Raw genomic sequence first — 19,885 nt, forward strand, 5'->3', positions numbered from 1 at the left:
GGTTGAAGGTTTTCCGGCCTGTCGTGTACTCGTCAGGAAATCCGGTGTGATTCGCGCTTGCCCACTTGTTTGACTCTCTGTGCCCCGCTGTAATCGGTTACGGCCGCGTGTGGGGGCGCGGCACTACTGGGGGGATAGCCGCGCATGCCGGACAAGTACTTCGCGTCCGCAGATACAGGGCAGGTGGCCGCGCCGACGAGCGCTGCCCCCGCCGGATCGTCACTGCGTGACTCGATACAGAGCGCGACGGAGCGTGTGCTCTGGAGCGGAAAGTGTGCCGTCGCGGAGTACGCGTTCGACGAGCCGGCCTCGATGCCGCGCTGGACGCTGCCCGAGGAGACCGAGGTCGTGGTCACCGAGGAGCGGGTGCTCTACCGCGATCCGGTCACGCTGAGCACGGGCGAGCTGCGCTGGCCCTGGCCGCAGCACCTGCGGGTGCAGCCGGGCAACCGCGACGCCGGCCGCTCGGGCACGGTCACCCAGATCCAGCTGGTTTGCGCCGGCCCGCAGAATTCGTTCCCGGCCCTGGTCTTCGCGGGCGGCGACCTGGCCGCGGTCGGCGACGCCGACCGCCTGGCCAACACGCTGCGGCAGGCCATCGCGCGCTACAGGGTGGAGCACGCGACCGAGCTGGGCATCCCGGTGCTCCAGGCCCGCATGCTGTCCCGCCTGGTCATCGGCCCGGAGTTCAACAATTTCCAGGGCGGCGACGGCCAGACGGTGACCTTGATCGGCGCGGTGTCGGTGCAGCGCCTGGCGGCCGAGCCCCAGCAGCCGCAGAACCCGTGGGTCGCGTCGGCCTACGCCCCACCCGCCGCCGACGCCTACGCCAAGCCGGCCCACGCCGCCCCCGAGCAGGCCGCGCCCCACGCCGCCTCGGCCTACCCTGCCGGCCACGACGCGTCCTCGGCCTACCCCGCTGACCACACCGCGTCCTCGGCCTACCCCGCTCATGACCATGCCGCGCGGCCCGGCTACGCCCCCGCTCCGTACTCGGCGCCCCCTGTCGTCTCCGGCCCGCCCTTGCCCGGCGTGAGTTCCGCGCCCGCCGCCGGCTTCGCTTCCCCCGCTGGCTCCGCCTCTGTCGGCTCCGCGTCTGCTGCGGCGGGCTCGGCGCCGGTGGTTCGCTCGGCCGCGCCGGCGGCTCCGATCGTCCCCGCGCCGGCGCCTGTGCCTCCGCCGGTGCCGACGTCGGCCGCTCCCACCTCGCCCGCCGACGGCCGGGGCCGTTCGTCCGAGAGCTGGCGCGTCCAGCCGGCCGGCGACGGCGACCTGCGCGGGCGCGACGACCTCGACTCCCGTGCCGCCAGCCTGGCCGCTCGCGTGGCCGACCTGGTCTCCGGCGGCGCCGAGGCCGGCAGCACCCGCCCGACCGGCGAGACCAACCTGTCGGCCTTCCTGGAGCGGCCCGTGCCCCGCTCGCCCGAGCCACCCCCGTACGGCGGCGCCTCCTCACCGACCTCGGGCGCGGGCTGGGACACCCCGACCCCCACCCCGACCTCGGGCGCCGGTTGGGAAGGCGGCGACCGGGCCGAGTCGGTCCGGCGCACCGCCGCCCGCTTCGCCGGCAACGCGGCCCGCACGCGCGGCCCGATCCCCCGCCAGGACACGGGTGACATCCCCAGTCAGGGCAACCACCGCCAGAGCTGACCCGAGAGACCGCGCAGGGCCGGAGGTCAGGCTCGGGCTTCCCGGCTGCCGGCCGATTCCGGTACGAAGCACGTGCCGGCTGCCACCCGGTCCTCGTGCAGCTGGTGTGCTCGCTGCAGCAACGCCATGAGCTCGTCCTCGGCGCGGATCTGAGCCCGGTACTTCTCCGGCAGGCTCTTGAGGCGAGCCTCTTCGATCAGCAGCTTGTGGAAGATCTCGTCGCAGTAGGCGGGGTCCGTCTCGATGTCGAGGAACTCTGTGGCGTGGCGGCGCGCTGCCGCGACGTACGTCTGGGCCCGGCCCTTGGGGCTCAGGAGCGACGCCACCACGGTGATCAGCAGGATCGAGATGATCAGAGCCAGGGACACCGGCGTGGTGATCTCGACGACGTGGATCGACTCGCCGTTGTTGATGAACGGGACGTTGTTCTCGTGCATGGCGTGCAGGATCAGCTTCACGCCGATCAGGGCCAGGATCGCCGCCAAGCCGTACGAGAGGTAGACCAGCCGGTCGAGCAGGCCGTCGATCAGGAAGTAGAGCTGGCGCAGGCCGAGCAGGGAGAACGCGGTCGCCGTGAAGACCAGGTAGACGTTCTGGGTCAGGCCGAAGATGGCCGGGATCGAATCGAGCGCGAACAGGATGTCCGTTCCGCCGATCGCCACCATGACCAGGACCATCGGGGTCAGCACCCGCTTGCCGTCCTGAACGGTGAACAGCTTGTCGCCGTCGTACTCGTCGGAGGTGCGCAGGACCCGGCGGGCGATCCGGATCACGAAGTTGTCGGGTTTCTCCTCCTGGTCGCCGTGCTGCTCACGCAGCAGGTTGCCCGAGGTGATCAGCAGGATCAGCCCGAACAGGTAGAACACCCAGGCGAACGAGTTGATCAGGGCCGAGCCCAGGAAGATGAAGCCGGTCCGCGCGATCAGCGACACGACGATGCCGACGAGAAGCACCTTCTGCTGGTCGGCCCGGGGCACCTTGAAGCTGCCGAGCAGCAACAGGAAGACGAACAGGTTGTCGACCGACAGCGCTTCCTCGGTCACATAGCCGGCGAAGTATTCGGCACCCATCTGACTGCCGCCGAAGATCCAGACGCCGAGCCCGAACAGGATCGCGATCGAGACGTAGATCGACGTCCACCGGGCCGCCTCGCCCAGCGACGGCACATGCGCCTTGCGCACGTGGAAGAAGAAGTCGAACAGCAGCAGCCCGACGATGCCGAGCACGGTCGCCACCCACACCACACCCGACACATCCTGCATGCGCTCATCCTAGGGCGACTATGTGACCGCGGCGCGACGTTGAGAGGCGGTGAGGAAGAGCACTCCGGTCAGATCGGCGCCCCGAAGATCCGTGCCCCGGAGATCGGCCCCGGTGAAATCGGCCCGCCGCAGATCGGCCTCCCGCAGATCGGCGCCGATCAACAGCGCACCCCGGAAGCTCGCCCCGCGCAGGTCGGCCTTGCGCAGCCGTCGCCCGATCAGGTCGGCGCCGCTGTGGTCGGGACGGTTGCGCCCACGGGCGAGTTCACTGGCCTTGCGCAGCAGCGGGTTGACCCGGCGCCGATGAGCGTCCAGATCCAGCGCCTCCAGTTCGCGCGGCGTTCCGCCGGCCAGACGATCGGTCTCGGCGAGTGCGTTGGCCAGCTTCGGGTGTACGCGGGCAGCCTCGCTCAGCTTCAGCGCCTCGGTCAGGTACCACATGATCTCGTGCAGCTGCCGCACGACGGGCAGGGCGGCGAACATGGGCCCGGACAGCTCGGGGGCGTCCCGCCACGTACGACCGCCGAACGTCTCCTGGGTGATCCGCTGCCCGGCACCGAAGCAGTCGAAGACCACACACCCGTGAAACCCGCGCGGCTCGAGCCGCTCGTGGATGCCACACCGGAAATCGTCGGCCAGGTTGAGACAGGGTTTGCCGGCCGCTTTAGTCACGGCGAAGTCTGACGATTTAACGAACGCGGGCGCGACACAGCACAGGGCGGCGCAGCGGGCGCAGTCGGCTTGAAGCTCTCTCTCGGTCATACGGCCCCCACTGTCTCAGACCGTCCCGCGCGCCCGTTTCCGGGGAACCGTCAGCACCCGAGATGCAACCCCTTGGTCTTCATGTGGTCCCACCCCACGGTCGAAACATCTTGTGTCCGAGACAGCGAGGCCGCTGACGACGACCACCCCGGACCGAAACCGGGACAACACGGATAACCGAAACCAGGGGAGATAGTAAATGCGCAACATGCTTCAGATCGTGGGCGGCGTCGCGGCGGCAGGCGTTATCGCGGCGGGTGCCACCGCCATGACCGGTGGCGGCCTGACCCGGCACGCCACCGACGCCGCTGACATCTGGGTCGGCGGTAAGGTGACTCAGTCTGTCACGGGCGCAGTCGTCACCGACATCGATTACACCTACACGGCCGACGTGAGCAAGACGCAGATCACCGCCATCGACCTCGACTTCACCGGCGCGACGAGCAAGACCATCCTGGTGAAGCCGGCGGGCGGAGCCTTCGATCAGCCCGGCGCCGCGGACGAGTGGGTGTGCGGCGGCAACGCCGAGGTCCTCACCTCAGCCTTCAACAGTGGCACCGGTGTCATCACGGTGACGACGGACTCGGCTTTCGCCACCATGACCTGTTCGACGGCCGACTCGGGCAACGCCCACGGCGCCGCCGGCTACTACCAGGGCATCAGCAGCCTCGAGATCACGGTCCAGTAATCCGCTCCGGACGGTGCCCTGGGGTGCGAGGCTGATTCGTAGTCGCGCCCCGGGAGCATCGATCCAGAAGCCTCTTCGTACCGCCGTCGTGGCCGTCATCCTCGGGATGACGGCCATCGGCGCTTGGGCGGCCCTGACCGAGCGGCTCACCTACGTGGTGACCGAGGGCATCAGCATGAACCCGGTCTACTACGAGGGCGACCTGGTCTTTGTCGCGAAGGCCGATTCGTACCATGTGGGGCAGATCGCCGCTTATCATGGTTCCAGGCCGGGGCAGCGCGTCCTTCACCGCATCATCGGCGGGGACGGTTCCTCCGGTTTCGCCATGAAGGGGGACAACAACGAGTCCATCGACCCGCTGACCCCCACGACCGAAGAGATGATCGGTCGTGCCGTCCTGCACGTGCCGCGGGGCGGCAAGTGGCTGAAGCCCTTTCTCGGCCCGACCGGGATCGGAATGCTCAGCTTTCTGGTCGTCAGTGGCGGCGCCGCCACCGCGGCGCGGAACCGGCGGGAGATCCCGCGAGGTCGCCGGAAGAAGAAGGTGAAGGCCATGTCGCGGCAGGGAGGCTCGCTGGAGACCGCCGCGGCGGTGCTCAAAACCGTGCAACGCCTCCCGCCCGCTCTCCGTGGTGCGGCATATCTTGCCGTGGCCATCACTGCGGTGGCACTCCTGCTCGGCGTCCTGGGCTGGATGAAACCCGTCGTTGAGACGCGTACCGCGGCCGCCCCACCGGCACGCTCGATCGCCTACTCCTACTCGGCGACGGTGCCGAAGTCGGCTGCCTATGACGGCACGACCGTGACCTCACCTGAACCGATCTTCCGCAGGTTGACGGACAACGTCGATCTGCGCACCAAGTACACGGGCCCGGCAGGCACCTTCGATCTCAGCGCGAAGCTCACCAATGGCACCGGCTGGCACACGACCATTCAACTGGTCAACGACGTGGCCTTCGCCGCCTCGGCGTACGAGGCGACGACGAAGTTCGACCTCAGTACGCTGGTGGCTCGCGCCGACGCCGCGTCGGCCGCGATCGGGTCGAGGGGCAGCGGCACAGTCTCCGTCGCCCTCACCGCACGCGTCACCTCCCCCGGTCGCACCCCCCTCACCGCGCCGCTCACCCTTGAGGTGAACCGGATGCAGATGACACTGGGCGGAAATACCAAGCTGATCACCAGCGACGCAGGCGCCGCGGTCACCACCGCCGTCGCGCGCGAGATCGGAATTCTCGGTCTAACGGCGTCACAAGCCCGGTCGTACGCCATTCTCTCCCTGATCACCGCCGCCATTCTGACCACGATCGTTCTACTTCTCGCTGTACGCAGGATGCCGCTTCGTACCCGTGCCCAAATCGAGCGGCGCTATCCACAACTCCTCGTGCACGTCGAGCCTATGCCCAGCCCACCCGGCAAACCTGTGGTCAACGTCGACAACTTCCCGGCGCTGGTCAAACTTGCCGAGAAGTACGGGCAGATGATTCTGACGTGGCGGCGGGAGGATTCGGACGACTTTGTCGTTCGGGACGAGGGGATCACTTATCGGTACCGGGTTCCGCTGGATGGGCCGGAGCTTCTGGATATCGAGCACCAGAATCGGCCCGCAACGGCCGGAACCCATCGGCGGAAAGCGTCCTCGCCAGTGTCCTGACGGCCAATCCGGGGGCGCTGTCATTTCATTAAGCTGCTGCGAATGATCTCCAGGCTCGCCTCCATGGCCGCCGTTGCCGGAGTCGGCGCGGTGATCGCCGTCGCCGCTCCGGCTTCCGCTGCCGGCGCCCCTACGCTGCAGGCCAGCGCGCCTGTCATAGTGGGCTACAACCCCGTGACCCTCTCGGGCATCGCCGACCCTGGTGCACAGGTGGCCTTGTACGAGACCGCGATCGGCTGGAACGACATGCAGCCCGCCCAGGACTGGACGAAGGGTGGCACCGTCGTCGCCACGGCCGACGCCTCGGGGCGCTATTCGTTCAGCCGCTGGGTCGACTCCGGTTTCTTCTTCGAGGTCCACCAGGGCTCGGCCGTCTCCAACCGGGTGACCGTCTATTCGCGCCTGCAGGTCGGCCTCACCGGCCGGTCGACGGTCGCCGGCCGGGCCGATCTCACCGCCTACAACGTTCCGGGTCAGGGCGGACTGCCGTACCAGTTCCAGCTCAAGCAGGCCAACGGCACCTGGAAGACGGTGTTCTCGGGCAAGGGCGCGAGCGACGCCGACGGCGCCTTCCTCGACGCCAAGATCGGCGGCCTGGCGCCGGGCAGCGTGCAGACCTTCCGGGCGTACGTCGGTGGGGACGCCGGCCAGGGTCTGCAGGGCAACTACTCCCCGGAACTGAAGATCACGGTCAAGGCCGCCACCGTCGGCTCGGTCCAGTTCACCAAGATTCGGTACGACTCGACGGGCGCCGACACCGGCACCAACGCCAGCTTGAACGCCGAGTGGGTCAAGCTCACCAACAAGACGAAGACCCGCGTCAACCTGAACGGCTGGACGCTGCGCGACGCTCAGAACATCGTCTACAAGTTCAGCGGCACGACCTATCTGAACGCCGGCGCGTCGATCTTCGTGCAGACCGGCAAGGGCACGAACACGGCGACCCACCGGTTCTGGGGCCGGGCCGGCAAGAGCGGCTACGTCTGGAACAACGGCGGGGACACGGCCCAACTCCGTACGCCCGCGGGTCTGACCGTCGACGCCTGCAAGTGGGCGATCGTCGGCACGGGCGAGACCAACTGCTGATCAGACAGGTCCTTCACGCATCAGAGACCAGCGTCAGAGACCCGCGGCGTCGAGCAGCACGGCGGCCATGTCGGCCGCGTCCGGCGCCTCGCCGTGCATCACGGCCCAGGCGCTCGCCCCGTCGAAGGTCATGGTGAGCTGGCGGGCCAGTTTCTCCGGGTCGGCGGCGCCGCCCTTCTCGGCCTCGGCGCGGAAGAACGCGGTGAGCATGTCCTTGTAGCGCCGCGCGACCAGGCGCGCGGGATGGTCCGGCGCCTTGACCTCGAGCGAGACCGCCACGAACGGGCAGCCCTGAAATCCGGGCGCGGTCGCGGTCTCCTCGAAGCTGCGGAAGACGTGCAGGATGCGCTCGCGCGGCGTCCCGCCGTCGTCCTCGGCCGGCAGCAGAAGGGCGTTGAAGGCCGGCCCGACCCGGTCGAGCCCGGCCGCCATGAGCTCGTCCTTGCTGCCGAACATCTGGTACATCGTGCGCTTGGAGACGCCGGCGGCGCGGCTCAGGGCCTCGACGCCCACGCCGACGCCCTCGCGATAGAAGAGATCCGCCGCAGCGTCGAGCAGTCGGTCCCGCGTGGCTTCCCCGGTCATGCGGACAGCATAGCTCGCTCAAAAACCGATCGGTTTTCTTCGTCACAGGGCTGAGCCTTGCCGTACGGAAACCGATCGGTTTACCTTGGTGGAAACCGATCAGTTTTCTCCGAGAGGACGCGTCATGACCGCCATCAAGGACTCCGTAGCGCTCGTCACCGGCGGCAGCCGCGGCATCGGCAAGGCCCTGGTCGAGGAGTTGTACGCCCGGGGCGCGAGCAAGGTGTACGCCACGGCCCGCGACCCTCGCACCATCACCCACCCCGACGCCGTGCCGCTGGCCCTGGAGGTCACCGACGAGGCTTCGGTCGCCGCCGCGGCCGCCCGGGCCACCGACGTCACCATCCTGATCAACAACGCCGGCCTCGCCTCCGGCGCCTCGTTCCTGGACTCGCCGCTCGACGAGGTCCGCCGCGACATGGAGGCCAACTTCTACGGCCCGCTGCTGCTGGCCCGCGCCTTCGTCCCGGTGATCGAGCGCAACGGCGGCGGCCACATCCTCAACGTGCACTCGGCCCTGTCCTGGTTCGCCGACGGCGGCCCGTACAGCGCCTCGAAGGCCGCCCTCTGGTCCCAGTCCAACTCGCTGCGCCTGCTGCTGCGCCCCCGCCACATCGAGGTGACGGGCCTGCACGTCGGCTACGTGGACACCGACATGACCACGAACATCAACGCCCCCAAGACCGCCCCCGGCGACGTGGCCATCGCCGCCCTGAACGGCATCGAGTCCAACACCCACGAGGTCCTGGTTGACGAGGTGAGCCGAAACGTGAAGTCCGCCCTCTCAGGCGACTTGTCCCTCCTCTACAAGGAGCTGGCCGCCTAAGCGCACTGGACTCGCGCGGTGGCCGTTCAGTCCACCGCGCGAGAGGCCCGCGCTCCGATGGCCCATGTCATGCTCATCATCATGCTAGCTATCATGTAGTTGGCATGACGGTATGAACGGGGAGTCCGGGTGCTGGACACAGAACTGGCCGAGATCGTGGCGAACCTGCGTGTTCTCGGCGCGGACATCGCCGACATCGAGGTGAAGAAGAGCAGCGGCGGTCTGCCCAAGTCTCTTCGGGAGACGCTCTCAGCCTTTTCCAATACACGCGGCGGTGTCGTCATTCTGGGCCTCGACGAAGGCCGGGGCTTCGCGACCGCCGGTCTGCCGAATCCAGCCAAGCTTGCCTCTGACTTCGCGTCGATGTGCTCGTCGGAGATGGAGCCCGCGATACGGCCACTCATAGGGATCCACCAGTTCGAGGGTGAGCACGTCGTCGTCGCTGAGATCCCTGAGCTTGATCCGGCCAACCGACCGTGCTTCTACATCGGGGCCGGCATGACCAAGGGAAGCTTCGTCCGGGTCAGCGACGGCGACCGGCGGCTGTCAGCCTACGAAGTGCAGATCATGTTGTCGTCACGAGGCCAGCCACGAGATGACGAGCAGGCTGTGCACGGCACCGGAATCGGCGACTTGGTGCCAACGGCTGTCGACGCCTTGATCGCGCGGCTGCGAACCAGCCGACCATACGCGTTCCAGGATCTTGACCGCCTCGCCGTGCTTCGCCGGGCCAAGGTTCTTGTTTCCACGCCGGACAGCGACGACGTTGTCTCGCTCGCCGGCCTCCTAGCCCTCGGAAACTATCCGCAAGAGCGGTTTCCGCAGTTGATGCTCAGCTTCGTCCATTACCCCACTGCTACGGGCGGTGAGCTTGCTACCGGCCAGCGCTTCTTGGACAACGTCGCTCTCGAAGGCCCCATACCGGTCATGGCCCGTGATGCCCTGACCGCCATCCGCCGAAATATGGCACGTCGTGCGGTGGTGACCGGCGCCGGCCGCCAAGACATCTGGGAGTACCCCGAGACCGCATTGCGCGAGGCGATCGTCAACGCGTTGGTGCACCGGGACCTGTCAGGCAGCGCACGAGGTACCCAAATCCAAGTCGAGATGTACCCCGACCGCCTCGTCATCAAGAACCCTGGTGGACTTTTCGGTCCTGTCACTGTCGACAGCCTCGGGGAGGAGGGCATCTCCTCGGCCCGCAACGCGACTTTGATGAAGCTGCTCGAAGACGTTCCGCTGCCCGGCGAGACGAGGACCGTCTGCGAAAATCGGGGCTCCGGCATTCGCTCGATGCTGGACGCGCTCCTGAGCGCCGGCATGAGTCCGCCTCACTTCGAGGATCGCATTTCGTCTTTTACCGTCACCTTCCCGAACCACACCCTGCTCTCCGAGCAGGTTCTCGGCTGGATCACGGGCCTCGGGGAGCACGGTCTCACTGACAGCCAATGCGTCGCTCTCGCGATCCTCCGTGAGGACGAAGCCCTGGACAACCGCTCCTACCGGGCCGCAACCGGCGTCGATTCACGCGTGGCGACCGCCGAGCTTCGGGATCTCGTCGCCCGCGAACTCGTGACTCAAACCGGTACCCGGCGCTGGGCGCAGTACCGGCTGGCACCACGTCGTGCCTCCCGGATGAGCGGGCCCATGGCACGGGCAGATCGCCGCCCCGCACTGCTTGCCGCTCTCGGCGACGAGACGCTCTCACGGACTGAGCTGGCAACCCGGACCGGGCTCAGCGATCAGACGGTCCGTCGCTGGCTGTCCATCATGCGGGAGGAGGGAACAGTGGATCTGATCGGCAACGGCCCGCGCAGTCGAGGGACCCGGTACCGGCGTTCACACCAGGAGCCACTCTTCTCTCGGGACACAACCGCCACGGAATGAGGCCTTAGCGGCGGCCAGCCGAGGCTCACCCTGACAACAAAGATGGCCCGAACCTTCGAAAGGTTCGGGCCATCAAATTTTGTAGCGGGGACAGGATTTGAACCTGCGACCTCTGGGTTATGAGCCCAGCGAGCTACCGAGCTGCTCCACCCCGCGTCGGCTCCTTAACACTACCCTGCCGGGTCCCCGGGCGGCCAATCCGGGGTACTCGACGGGAAACCGCCCTGTACTTCTCCGCCTCCGGGTTAGCGTCGAAATCATGACCGCTGCCGTTGGCGTCCGCCGGTTGGGGCGACGGTCCGGCCTGGTGGTCGGCGTGGTCGTGTTGCTCGGGGTGCTCGGCACGGGGCTGGCCACGTACGCGTTGCACAGCACGGCGAAGAGCTGGAGCGAGCGCGCCTTCGAGCAGCGGCAGACGGTGGTGGCCCAGGTCGTCATGGCCGAGCTGATCCAGTACGGGCTGGCTCTCTCCGACCTGTCGGCCTCGCTCGGGGCTCAGGCCCGGCTGACCGCCGACTCGTTCGGGGCCATCGCGGCGCCGATCAACGGGCAGCGGCTTCCCGGTGCGGCCGAGATCGGCTTCATCGTCGGCGCCACGGACGGCACGGCGGCCGCCACCCAGGCCGAGTGGCGTAGCCGGGGAAGCAGCGGCCTGACCTTGAAGCCGGGGAGTTCCGGGAGCGGGGAGCACTTCTTCGTCGTGCTGGGGCGTTCCCTGATCGGCGCGACACCCAGCCTCGGTGGCGACCTGCGGGGCACACCCGAGGTCGTACGGACTTTGCGGAGCGCACGGACCGACGGTGGGATCGCGACCAGTCCCACCTTCGAGGTTCCGGGTATCGCCGACCGGTACTTCGTCATGGCGGCGCCCGTGTTCGCGACGCAGCCGGCCACCGCGGCCGGCGAGTTCCGGGGCTGGATCGCCATGACGTTCAACGGCCGGGAGTTCCTCGGGCCGACGCCGGGCGTGATCGGTGGCGATCAGGTCAGCCTGGAGTTCGCCGACGTCTCCAGCGGCCGACCGGTCACCATCGCGACGTGGAAGCCGGACGCCCGGGTCGACACCGGCATGCCCGAACGGGTCGTCGAGATCCCGATTCCGCAGAAGCAGTGGCAGCTCACCATCCGGCCCACCGTCCGCCTGCTGCCGGCGACCGAGGCCTGGCTGGCCCGGGGCGCGGCGGCCATAGGGAGCGTGATCACGCTTCTGCTCGCCCTGCTGACGGCCACCGTGGTGACCTCCCGGGACCGGGCCCTGCGCCGCGTCGATCAGGCCACGGCCGAGCTCCGCGACGACATCGAACGCCGCGAGGCGGTGGAGCAGCAGCTGCGCCGGCGCGAGGAGGAGCTGGTCGGCTTCGCCGGTGTGGTCGCACACGACCTGCGCAGCCCGCTGGCCAACGTGATCGGCTACGCCGACCTGATGGCCGACCTGGACGACGGCGCGATGCCCGACAAGCAGCGCCGCTACCTGACCCGCATCCAGGCCGGCGCGGGCCGCATGCGCGACCTGATCGACGACCTTTTGGCGTACGCCATGGCCGACAGCACCACGCTGCGCCTCACCGAGGTCGACCTGAACGAGCTGGTCGACAGCATCGTGGCCGAGCGCCTGGGCAGCGCCCCACCCGGCACGAAGATCGACTGCGCTCCCCTGCCGACGGTCTGCGGCGATCCGTCCCAGCTCCGCCAGGTGCTGGACAACCTCATCGGCAACGCGATCAAGTACACCCCGGCCGACCGGACCGCCGAGATCACCGTCGCCGCGACCACTCAGCCCGGCGGCGTGTGCCGTGTCGAGGTCGCCGACCGCGGCATCGGCATCCCCGAGTCGCAGCGGGCCGAGGTCTTCAACGCTTTCACCCGCGCCGAGGGCAGCGAGGGTTATCCCGGCACGGGCCTCGGCCTGGCCATCGTCCAGCGCATCATCGAACGCCACCAGGGCACGGTGGGCGTCGAGGAGAATCCCGGCGGCGGCACCCGGTTCTGGTTCGCCCTGCCCACCCCGGCTTCGTGACCGCCTTTTGCGGTGCCGGCGGGTAGCCGTTCGGTTGGTTGTTCCCGTTCGGTGGTGCAATCCGGCGGTCAGAACGTTGCGTATCGAGAGCAGCGACCGACATGTCGGGCTGAATCCCTTCCCCCGGGTTCGTAGCCACCCTAGGAGTCCCCCATGTTCGTCAGCGGAAGCAGCAGCGTCACCGCGATGCGGATCGCCCGCTATCAGGCCGAGGCCTGGCAGGCCGTCGAACGGTCGTCGGCCCGCATCGCCTCCGGTCGCCGGTTCACCTCGTTCGCCGAGGACACGGTCGCCGCCACGAGGGAGATCTCGCTACGAGCTCAGCAGGGCGCCACCGCCATTCACCTGCGGGCGGCTCAGGACGCCGGCTCCGCCGCGGAGGCCGCCGCGTCCGGCTTGCGATCGGCCTCCGACATCCTCGGCGACCTGCGCAACGCCGTCCTGGCTCTGAACACCGCCGACCCCACCTCGGTCACCGCGACCCAGAACACCGTGACCCAGCTGACCGACGAGCTGACCAGGCTGAGCACGTCCACCACCACGGTGGCCGGCAAGAGCTTGCTGGACGGCTCCATCGCCTCGACCCCGCTCACCTTCAGGGTGGGTTCCAGCGGCAGCGCCTCGGACGAGGTTCAGCTGACCGCGATCTCCGTGGCCGCCGACCAACTGGGTTCCGCCACCCTCAAACTGAACGCCATCGACTTCACCACCGGCACCCCCACCGACCAGACCGACGCCCTGGACGCCATCGACGAGGCCCGCACAGCCGTAACAGACAGCCTGACTTCCACAGCCGCTCTCTCCTCAGCCATGACCTACCACGCCACAGCCCTTGCAACCCAGTCCGCCACCACAGAAGCAGCCCTCGACAACTTGGTAGGCGTAGACGCCGCCCAGGAGTCAGTCACCTTGGCCAAGGCCCGAATCCAAGCCGAAGCCTCAGCCGCCCTGTTAGCCCAGGTGAACACCTTGCAAGCAGCCATGGTCCGCCACCTACTGATGGACCGCTAGCAAGCTCACAAGCGCCCTCACCAAGCGCACCCACCCACCAAGCGCACCCGCTCGCACCGTGGGGGTCTGGGGGCTCGGCCCCCAGGCAGACATGCGAAAAATCCCCGTCCGCGCACTCAGCGGACAGGGAATTCCCCATTTGTAGCGGGGACAGGATTTGAACCTGCGACCTCTGGGTTATGAGCCCAGCGAGCTACCGAGCTGCTCCACCCCGCGTCGGCCTGTTAACACTAGCGCAACCCTGTCGTTGGCTGCAAAACGGGTGGTGGTGGCCCGCCGTGAGGCGGGCCACCACCTGCGATCCGTCAGCCGCCAGGTGTCGGTGATGGGGCGGCTGACCCTGACGGGGCCGCTCCGGACGGGGCCGTGGACGGCGCCGTCGAGGGGGCGGTTCCGGTGGCGGCCTTCTGGGCGTTCTGGAAGTTGGTCATCGCCGTGTCGAGGGCCTGGAGCGCCTCGCCGTACTTGGCGAAGTCGCCGGACTGCTGGGCGGTCTTGACGTTGGCGATGGCCGTGTCGAGCGCGGCCGCGGCCTGGGCCAGCTCCCCGGTCAGCGAGGCCGGCGGCGGGTTCGTCGTGTTGCCGTCGCCGGTGTTGCCGCTGTTGTTGTTGCCCGTTCCGGCGCCCGCGTTCTTGCCCTGGGTGACCAGCTGTTCCAGACCCTGTTTCAGGTTGTCGGCGAGCACCACGTACGTGCCGCCGTCGCCGTACGACATCAGGACCTTCTGCAACAGGGGCGCCGCGTTGTCCTGGTTGCCGGTCTTGACGTAGACCGGTTCCACGTAGAGGACGCCGCCTTCGACCGGCAGGGAGATCAGGTTGCCGTACAGCACCTGGGATTGGGCGTTGTTGGACAGCAGGTTCAGCTGTTGGCGTACGGCCGCGTTGTTGGTCATCTTCTGATGGACCTGGACCGGGCCGGGAATGACCGTCTGATCGGGTAGTTCGAGGACTTGCAGGACGGGTTTGTTGTCCACGTACGAGCCCGAGATCAGGGCGGCCAGGTTCTCGCGGTTGGCCGGTGTGACGCCGGCCGTCAGCTGGAATCTGGTCTGGTCCTGTTCGGGCAGCTGCACGTTCAGGTAGAACGGCGGCTGCTTGATGTTGCTGGACGGCGAGTCGGGCGCGTTCGGCACCTGCCAGAAGTCCTGACCCGAGAAGTACGCCTGCGGGTCGGTCACGTGGAACTTGGTGAGCAGGTTGCGCTGCACCTTGAACAGGTCCTGCGGATAGCGGAAGTGCGCCTCGAGCGACGCCGGCGTCTCCGCCTTCGGGATGATCAGGTCACCGCCGAACGCCTTGTTCCACGCCTTGAGCACCGGGTCGTTCTCGTCGAACTCGTACAGCTTGACCGTGCCGTCGTACGCGTCGACGGTCGCCTTGACCGAGTTGCGCATGTAGTTGACGTCGTCGCGGGCCAGGGCGAACTGCCCCTGTCCGGTGAGCTCGTCGCGCGTCTCGTTGGCCAGGTTGATCTTCTGGGCGTACGGGTAGGTCGCGGCCGTGGTGTAGCCGTCGAGGATCCACGTGATCCGGCCGTCGACCACGGCCGGGTACGGGTCGCCGTCGATGGTCAGGAACGGCGCCACCTTTTCCACGCGCGAGCGCGGGTCGCGGATGTACATGAGCCGCGACTTGGAGTTGACCGCGTCGGAGAGCAGGAAGTTGCTCTCGGTGTTCTTGACCGCGAAGACGAGCCGGCGGAAGAACGAGCCGATCGGCACGCCGCCCTTGCCGTCGTACGTGTACAGCTCCTCGGCGTTGTTGTTCTCCTCCTGCGGACGGTCGAACTCGACCTTCTTGTTCGCGTCCTCCTGGCCGACGATCGCGTACTCGGTGGACTGCTCGCCGAAGTAGATGCGGGGCTGGTCGACCTTGATCTCGTCGGTGGCCGAGGAGCAGCCCGGCGGGCGGTCGTCGCCGAGGAAGCCGGAGACGAAGTACGGCAGACCACCGCAGACCACCTGGTTGGCCGGTGCCGCCACCAGGCCGTAGCCGTGGGTGTAGACGGTGTGCCGGTTGAGCCAGTTGCGCTGCTGCGCGGTCAGCTTGTCGTCGTTGATCTCACGGGCGCCGACCACGTAGTCGGCGGTCTTGTTGTCGATCGTGTAGCGGTCGACGTCGAGCTTCTTGCCGAAGTCGTAGAAGCCACGGGACTGCTGCGACTGGGTGAAGGCCTGCGAGACCAGCTGCGGATCGACCAGCCGGGCGTTCTGGGCGCTGGTGTCGCTGGTCAGGCCGGCCTGCGGGACCACGTTGTTGGCGCGGTAGGGCGCCGTCTCGGTGCTGTCGATCCCGAACGCCGCTCTCGTGGCCTCGATCGAGCGTTTGATGTACGGCGCTTCCTTCTCGGCCAGGCTGGGCTTGACCGAGAAGTTCTGCACGGCGAGCGGGTAGATGCCGCCGATGGCCACCGCCGAGATGGCCAGCAGGGCCAGCGACACACCGGGCCATACCAGGTTTCGCATGCCCGCGTTGGAGAACACGATGATCGCGATGGCCACCACGATGGAGATGTAGGCCAGGATCTCCTTGGCCGGCAGCAGCGCGTTCACGTCGGTGTAGCCGGCGCCGTAAAGGCCCGGCGACACGTGCTGCTCGAGGAGCAGGGCACGGCGGTCGAGCACGTACGCCACGGCCTTGAGCAGGACGAAGATGGCGACCAGAGTGGTCAGGTGGGCCCGGGCCGCGGTCGTCATGCGGTCGCCGACGCCCTGGAGGCGTACCCCTCCGAAGATGTAGTGGACCGCGAGCGCGCCCAGCACCGACAGCACGACGGCGGTGAAAGCGACGCCGAGGATGTAGCGCCAGAGCGGGTAGTCGAAGATGTAGAACCCGATGTCCACCTTGAACTGCGGGTCCTTGACGCCGAAGTCACCGCCGTTGCGGAACAGCATCCAGTCTTTCCACCGGCCCTGTGCGGACAGGCCGGCGAAGAAGCCGATGATCACGGTGATGACGGTGATCCACGTGCCCAGGCGAGGCGCGATGATCATCCGGTAGCGCTCGAGGGTGGCCTGCTCGGCCGAGTGCGGCCGCAGCAGCGGGCGCAGCCGGTAGGCCAGGTAGAGGTTGGCGGCGATGATCAGGGCCACCGCGATGCCGATGGCCAGGAACAGCAGGAGCCGGGTGAGCAGAACACCGGAGAAGACGTTGACGAAGTCGACTTCGTTGAACCACAGATAATCGGTGTACGCGTCGATGCCCCACCCGAGCAGCGTGAAAAGAAGGAAGACCCCGACCAGGACGCCGACGGTGACGCGACCGCGCCGGCTCATCCTCGGAAGAGGGCTATTTCGCATAACCAACGGAGGCTCCACAATTCAGTCGGGCCGGTGTCTCACAGTACGACATCTGTCACGCAGCCGAGCACGGCTTGGGGGTGCCGCCACCGGTGAAGGTCGTGAGGGCGGTCAGCGCGTCGTCCACGGTGGCGACCTCGGCCATCGGCAGACCGTCCACGGCGTTCTTCAGTGCCTCGGCGCAGTTGTCCTTGGGGACCAGGAAGATCTGAGCGCCGGCTTTCTTGGCGCCGACCAGTTTCTGGGGGATGCCGCCGATCGGGCCGACGTTGCCGTTGTCGTCGATCGTGCCGGTTCCCGCAATGATCTTGCCGCCGGTCAGGTCGGCCGGCTGGAGCTTGTCGAGGATGCCGAGCGTGAACATGAGGCCGGCGCTCGGGCCGCCGATCTTGTTGAGGTCGATCTTGACCTTGAACGGGGCGTCCTGCTTCGTGCCGATCTCGATGCCCAGGCGCGGCGTCTTGTCGTCACCGCTCGCCTTGGTGGTGACCTTGCCGGTCGCCGCCTTGCCGGCCCGCGTGTAGGAGATCGTGAACGTGGTGCCGGCCGGCTTGGCCCGGACCACCTCGGTCAGCTTGTTCGGATCGGTGATCTTGGTGCCGTCCACGGCGGTGATCACGTCGTCGGCCTTGAGCACACCGGTCGCCGCGCCGTCGGCGGTGACCTTCTTGACATAGGTGAGTACCGGATATCCCAGCTTCTTCAGCGCCACGGTGACCGCGCTGGCCTGCGACTCCGTCCACTCCTCGGCGTTCTGCTGCTCGACCTGCTTCTCCGACTTGTCCGGCGGGTAGATCAGCTCACGCGGCACCACCGCGTCGGAGTGGCTGAACCAGCTGCTGATCGCCCAGACCAACTCCACCTGCGACTGCACGTTGACCGTGGTCAGCCGGAGCTGCCCGGCCGAGGTCGAGGTCTTGGCGGCATCCGTCACCTGGATCACCTCGGCGCCGTTGTCCGAACCGAGGGTGTTGACGGTCGGGCCGGGCTTCAGCACGACATAGGGCAGGGGTGCGGCCATGACACCGACTGCCAGCAGGGCGGTGATCAGGGCGCCGAGGATTACCGTGACACCACGACGTCTCATGCGCGTGAGACTATCCCCCCTGCCTGAGTTCTCTCTGAGCTGACACCGCCATCGGTCCGGAGCGGGCGTTTCCCGCGTACGGTTGACTACGTGCCTGATATCCCGTTCGGCTTCTCCCTGCCGGGCGCCCAGCCGCCCGACCCCTCCGACCCGCAGCAGATGCAGCAGTTCATGGCGCAGCTGCAGCAGATGTTCGCCGGCCCCGGCAGCGGCCCGGTCAACTGGGACCTGGCCCGGCAGGTCGCGGCCAGCCAGCTGTCCGCGTCCGGTGACCCCGCGGTGAACATGTACGAGCGCAACCAGGTCGAGGAGGCGCTGCGCCTCGCCGACCTGTGGCTCGACCCCGCCTCGGCGCTGCCGAGCGGCATCCGATCGGCCGCCGCCTGGAACCGCAACGAGTGGATCTACAACACCCTCGACGTCTGGAAGAAGCTGTGCGACCCGATCGCGGGCCGCATGGTGGGCGCCATGGGCGATCTCGTCCCCGATGAGGCGAAAGCGCAGCTCGGCCCGATGCAGTCGATGGTGGCGACGCTCGGTGGCGCCCTGTTCGGCGGCCAGCTCGGCCAGGCGCTGGGCCAGCTCGCGGCCGAGGTGCTCTCGGCCGGCGACATCGGCCTGCCGCTCGGCCCGACCGGCACGGCCGCGCTCGTCCCGGCCAACATCAAGGCCTACGGCGACGGTCTCGAGATCCCCGAGGACCAGGTCCGGCTCTACGTGGCGCTGCGCGAGGCGGCCCACCAGCGCCTGTTCGGCCACGTCCCGTGGCTGCGGGCCCACGTGCTGAACGCCGTCGAGACGTACGCGAACGGCATCACGGTCAACCGTGACGCCATCGAAGAGGCGATGAGCCGCGTCGACCCCACCGACCCCGAGTCGATGCAGGCCATGGCGCTCGAGGGCATCTTCACGCCCGAGGACACGCCGCAGCAGAAGGCGAGCCTGGCCCGCCTCGAGACCGCGCTGGCCCTGATCGAGGGCTGGGTCGGTCACGTGGTCGACTCCGCCGCCGGCGACCGCCTGCCCTCGGTGGTGCAGCTGGGCGAGGCGTTCCGCCGCCGCCGCGCCGCGGGCGGCCCGGCCGAGCAGACTTTCGCCGCCCTGGTCGGCCTCGAGCTGCGTCCGCGCCGTCTGCGCGAGGCGGGCGCTCTCTGGGCCGCCGTGGCCGAGCAGCGCGGCATCCAGGGCCGTGACGCTCTGTGGGGTCACCCCGACCTGCTGCCGACCGACGAGGATTTCGCCAACCCGCAGGCCTTCGCCCAGGCGGAGTCCGACTGGGACATCAGCGAGCTCGACAACCTCGACAAGGGCGAAGACGAGGGCAAGTAACTGGCCGTGGCCGGTCCGGCTTTTCAGAAGTACGGATCGGCCACAGCACCGCTTCGACAGCGCGATCTGCTGCCGTCCCCAGCCTTTGCCGCGTGCTGCGGGCTGAGCTGCAACTCGAGCTTCAACCTCCGAGGAGGGCCCGGGTGTTCTCCCAGCCCTCCAGAGCCGGGTCGAGCGAGGACAGCTCGGCCGGGCCGCGCAGGCGGCGCCACTCGGGGGTCGAGGAGACGGCGCCGGGCTCAGGAGCCGTACGCCGGAGAATCTGTGCCGTTGCCGTTTCCAGGTCGTGGTCGGCGAGCCAGGACGGGGCGGGAAGGCTCGTGGCCAGGCCGAGAAGGCCGTTGCCGGGCCCACCGGCGGCCACCGCGACCGCCTTGGTCTCCAAGGGCCGCAGGAGCTTGCCGAGGATCATGCCGGGCAGGTCGGGGGCGTCGGCCGCGATGACGGCGGCCTGATCGAAGCCGTCGGCCTCGGCGGCGGCCAGCACCGGGCCGTAGGTCGCCGTGGGCACCTCGTAGATCCGCATGCCGGGCCAGGCGATCTCCTCGGCCAGCTCACGATCACCGGGAACCGCCGCGATGGCCGCCTCGGCCTGGGCCAGGCGCGCGAGAAGGTCGACCACGTCCTCGGCCATCGCGGCCCGCCACGCGGCGAGCCCGACGCCGGGCGGGCTCCACTCGACGGGCACCAGCAGCGCAGCCACGAGCCTCTTCACCACGGAGGCCACCCTACCGGCGGGTGC

At 68.3% G+C, this 19,885-nt stretch carries 15 protein-coding genes and 2 tRNA genes; 9 read left to right on the top strand and 8 right to left on the bottom strand.

What is annotated here, in order from left to right:
- Nucleotides 1-144: 144 nt before the first annotated feature.
- Nucleotides 145-1,650, top strand: a complete 1,506-nt coding sequence (locus ACQP2X_RS44885; protein ID WP_498692284.1) for a hypothetical protein — start codon at nucleotides 145-147, stop codon at nucleotides 1,648-1,650.
- Between the two features lie 26 nt (nucleotides 1,651-1,676).
- Here the strand turns inward: ACQP2X_RS44885 and ACQP2X_RS44890 are convergent, their stop codons facing one another.
- Together ACQP2X_RS44890 and ACQP2X_RS44895 are read right to left on the bottom strand one after the other, a co-directional pair.
- The gene (locus tag ACQP2X_RS44890) at nucleotides 1,677-2,912 is read right to left on the bottom strand and encodes a TerC family protein (protein ID WP_498692285.1); all 1,236 of its coding nucleotides are present in this window, start codon (nucleotides 2,910-2,912) and stop codon (nucleotides 1,677-1,679) included.
- A gap of 18 nt (nucleotides 2,913-2,930) precedes the next feature.
- Complete coding sequence (locus ACQP2X_RS44895) at nucleotides 2,931-3,674, bottom strand: pentapeptide repeat-containing protein (RefSeq protein ID WP_498692286.1); 744 nt, start codon at nucleotides 3,672-3,674, stop codon at nucleotides 2,931-2,933.
- 199 nt (nucleotides 3,675-3,873) lie between these two features.
- Between ACQP2X_RS44895 and ACQP2X_RS44900 the strand changes: the two genes are divergently transcribed.
- From ACQP2X_RS44900 to ACQP2X_RS44910, 3 genes are all read left to right on the top strand, one after another.
- A complete protein-coding gene (locus ACQP2X_RS44900) occupies nucleotides 3,874-4,362 on the top strand; it encodes a hypothetical protein (protein WP_498692287.1) in 489 nt (162 codons plus the stop codon).
- Between the two features lie 88 nt (nucleotides 4,363-4,450).
- Nucleotides 4,451-6,013 carry a DUF5305 family protein gene (locus ACQP2X_RS44905; protein WP_498692288.1) on the top strand — a complete coding sequence of 521 codons (1,563 nt, stop codon included), beginning with the start codon at nucleotides 4,451-4,453 and terminating at the stop codon, nucleotides 6,011-6,013.
- Nucleotides 6,014-6,055: 42 nt separating this feature from the next.
- Nucleotides 6,056-7,099: a lamin tail domain-containing protein gene (locus tag ACQP2X_RS44910; RefSeq protein ID WP_498692289.1), complete on the top strand. Its 1,044-nt coding sequence runs from the start codon at nucleotides 6,056-6,058 to the stop codon at nucleotides 7,097-7,099.
- Between the two features lie 33 nt (nucleotides 7,100-7,132).
- Here ACQP2X_RS44910 and ACQP2X_RS44915 read toward each other — a convergent pair whose 3' ends face one another.
- Nucleotides 7,133-7,684, bottom strand: a complete 552-nt coding sequence (locus tag ACQP2X_RS44915) for a TetR/AcrR family transcriptional regulator (protein ID WP_498692290.1) — start codon at nucleotides 7,682-7,684, stop codon at nucleotides 7,133-7,135.
- 124 nt (nucleotides 7,685-7,808) lie between these two features.
- Between ACQP2X_RS44915 and ACQP2X_RS44920 the strand changes: the two genes are divergently transcribed.
- Together ACQP2X_RS44920 and ACQP2X_RS44925 are read left to right on the top strand one after the other, a co-directional pair.
- A complete protein-coding gene (locus ACQP2X_RS44920; RefSeq protein WP_498692291.1) occupies nucleotides 7,809-8,510 on the top strand; it encodes an SDR family oxidoreductase in 702 nt (233 codons plus the stop codon).
- Nucleotides 8,511-8,639: 129 nt separating this feature from the next.
- Nucleotides 8,640-10,397 (top strand): ATP-binding protein, encoded by a 1,758-nt coding sequence (locus tag ACQP2X_RS44925; RefSeq protein ID WP_498692292.1) that lies wholly within the window; start codon nucleotides 8,640-8,642, stop codon nucleotides 10,395-10,397.
- Between the two features lie 82 nt (nucleotides 10,398-10,479).
- Here ACQP2X_RS44925 and ACQP2X_RS44930 read toward each other — a convergent pair.
- Nucleotides 10,480-10,553, bottom strand: a tRNA-Met gene (locus ACQP2X_RS44930).
- Nucleotides 10,554-10,656: 103 nt separating this feature from the next.
- On the opposite strand from ACQP2X_RS44930, the gene ACQP2X_RS44935 reads away from it, so the two are divergent.
- Together ACQP2X_RS44935 and ACQP2X_RS44940 are read left to right on the top strand one after the other, a co-directional pair.
- On the top strand, nucleotides 10,657-12,414 hold the full coding sequence (locus ACQP2X_RS44935; protein ID WP_498692293.1) for a sensor histidine kinase: 1,758 nt from the start codon (nucleotides 10,657-10,659) through the stop codon (nucleotides 12,412-12,414).
- 153 nt (nucleotides 12,415-12,567) lie between these two features.
- A complete protein-coding gene (locus ACQP2X_RS44940) occupies nucleotides 12,568-13,425 on the top strand; it encodes a flagellin (RefSeq protein WP_498692294.1) in 858 nt (285 codons plus the stop codon).
- Between the two features lie 142 nt (nucleotides 13,426-13,567).
- Here the strand turns inward: ACQP2X_RS44940 and ACQP2X_RS44945 are convergent.
- The 3 genes from ACQP2X_RS44945 to ACQP2X_RS44955 all read right to left on the bottom strand — a co-directional run bounded on the left by ACQP2X_RS44945 (nucleotide 13,568) and on the right by ACQP2X_RS44955 (nucleotide 17,814).
- A tRNA-Met gene (locus ACQP2X_RS44945) sits at nucleotides 13,568-13,641 on the bottom strand.
- An 89-nt stretch (nucleotides 13,642-13,730) separates the two neighbouring features.
- Nucleotides 13,731-16,703, bottom strand: coding sequence for a UPF0182 family membrane protein (locus ACQP2X_RS44950; RefSeq protein ID WP_498692295.1), 2,973 nt, complete (start codon nucleotides 16,701-16,703; stop codon nucleotides 13,731-13,733).
- A gap of 79 nt (nucleotides 16,704-16,782) precedes the next feature.
- The gene (locus ACQP2X_RS44955) at nucleotides 16,783-17,814 is read right to left on the bottom strand and encodes a YlbL family protein (protein WP_498692296.1); all 1,032 of its coding nucleotides are present in this window, start codon (nucleotides 17,812-17,814) and stop codon (nucleotides 16,783-16,785) included.
- 90 nt (nucleotides 17,815-17,904) lie between these two features.
- On the opposite strand from ACQP2X_RS44955, the gene ACQP2X_RS44960 reads away from it, so the two are divergent.
- The gene (locus ACQP2X_RS44960) at nucleotides 17,905-19,143 is read left to right on the top strand and encodes a zinc-dependent metalloprotease (RefSeq protein ID WP_498692297.1); all 1,239 of its coding nucleotides are present in this window, start codon (nucleotides 17,905-17,907) and stop codon (nucleotides 19,141-19,143) included.
- Between the two features lie 121 nt (nucleotides 19,144-19,264).
- Here the strand turns inward: ACQP2X_RS44960 and ACQP2X_RS44965 are convergent, their stop codons facing one another.
- Entirely contained in the window at nucleotides 19,265-19,861 is a 597-nt protein-coding gene (locus ACQP2X_RS44965; RefSeq protein WP_498692298.1) for a hypothetical protein, read from the bottom strand.
- Nucleotides 19,862-19,885 lie beyond the last annotated feature (24 nt).

The sequence above is a fragment of the Actinoplanes sp. CA-131856 genome, from assembly GCF_050956135.1.
GTDB lineage: Bacteria > Actinomycetota > Actinomycetes > Mycobacteriales > Micromonosporaceae > Actinoplanes.

What these genes read in the sequence shown, in the direction of transcription:
- ACQP2X_RS44885 (WP_498692284.1), top strand. Translation starts at nt 145, where the DNA reads ATGCCGGACAAGTACTTCGCGTCCGCAGATACAGGGCAGGTGGCCGCG.
- ACQP2X_RS44935 (WP_498692293.1), top strand. Translation starts at nt 10,657, where the DNA reads ATGACCGCTGCCGTTGGCGTCCGCCGGTTGGGGCGACGGTCCGGCCTG.
- ACQP2X_RS44940 (WP_498692294.1), top strand. Translation starts at nt 12,568, where the DNA reads ATGTTCGTCAGCGGAAGCAGCAGCGTCACCGCGATGCGGATCGCCCGC.
- ACQP2X_RS44890 (WP_498692285.1), bottom strand. Translation starts at nt 2,912, where the DNA reads ATGCAGGATGTGTCGGGTGTGGTGTGGGTGGCGACCGTGCTCGGCATC.
- ACQP2X_RS44895 (WP_498692286.1), bottom strand. Translation starts at nt 3,674, where the DNA reads ATGACCGAGAGAGAGCTTCAAGCCGACTGCGCCCGCTGCGCCGCCCTG.
- ACQP2X_RS44900 (WP_498692287.1), top strand. Translation starts at nt 3,874, where the DNA reads ATGCGCAACATGCTTCAGATCGTGGGCGGCGTCGCGGCGGCAGGCGTT.
- ACQP2X_RS44910 (WP_498692289.1), top strand. Translation starts at nt 6,056, where the DNA reads ATGATCTCCAGGCTCGCCTCCATGGCCGCCGTTGCCGGAGTCGGCGCG.
- ACQP2X_RS44920 (WP_498692291.1), top strand. Translation starts at nt 7,809, where the DNA reads ATGACCGCCATCAAGGACTCCGTAGCGCTCGTCACCGGCGGCAGCCGC.
- ACQP2X_RS44955 (WP_498692296.1), bottom strand. Translation starts at nt 17,814, where the DNA reads ATGAGACGTCGTGGTGTCACGGTAATCCTCGGCGCCCTGATCACCGCC.
- ACQP2X_RS44915 (WP_498692290.1), bottom strand. Translation starts at nt 7,684, where the DNA reads ATGACCGGGGAAGCCACGCGGGACCGACTGCTCGACGCTGCGGCGGAT.
- ACQP2X_RS44950 (WP_498692295.1), bottom strand. Translation starts at nt 16,703, where the DNA reads ATGAGCCGGCGCGGTCGCGTCACCGTCGGCGTCCTGGTCGGGGTCTTC.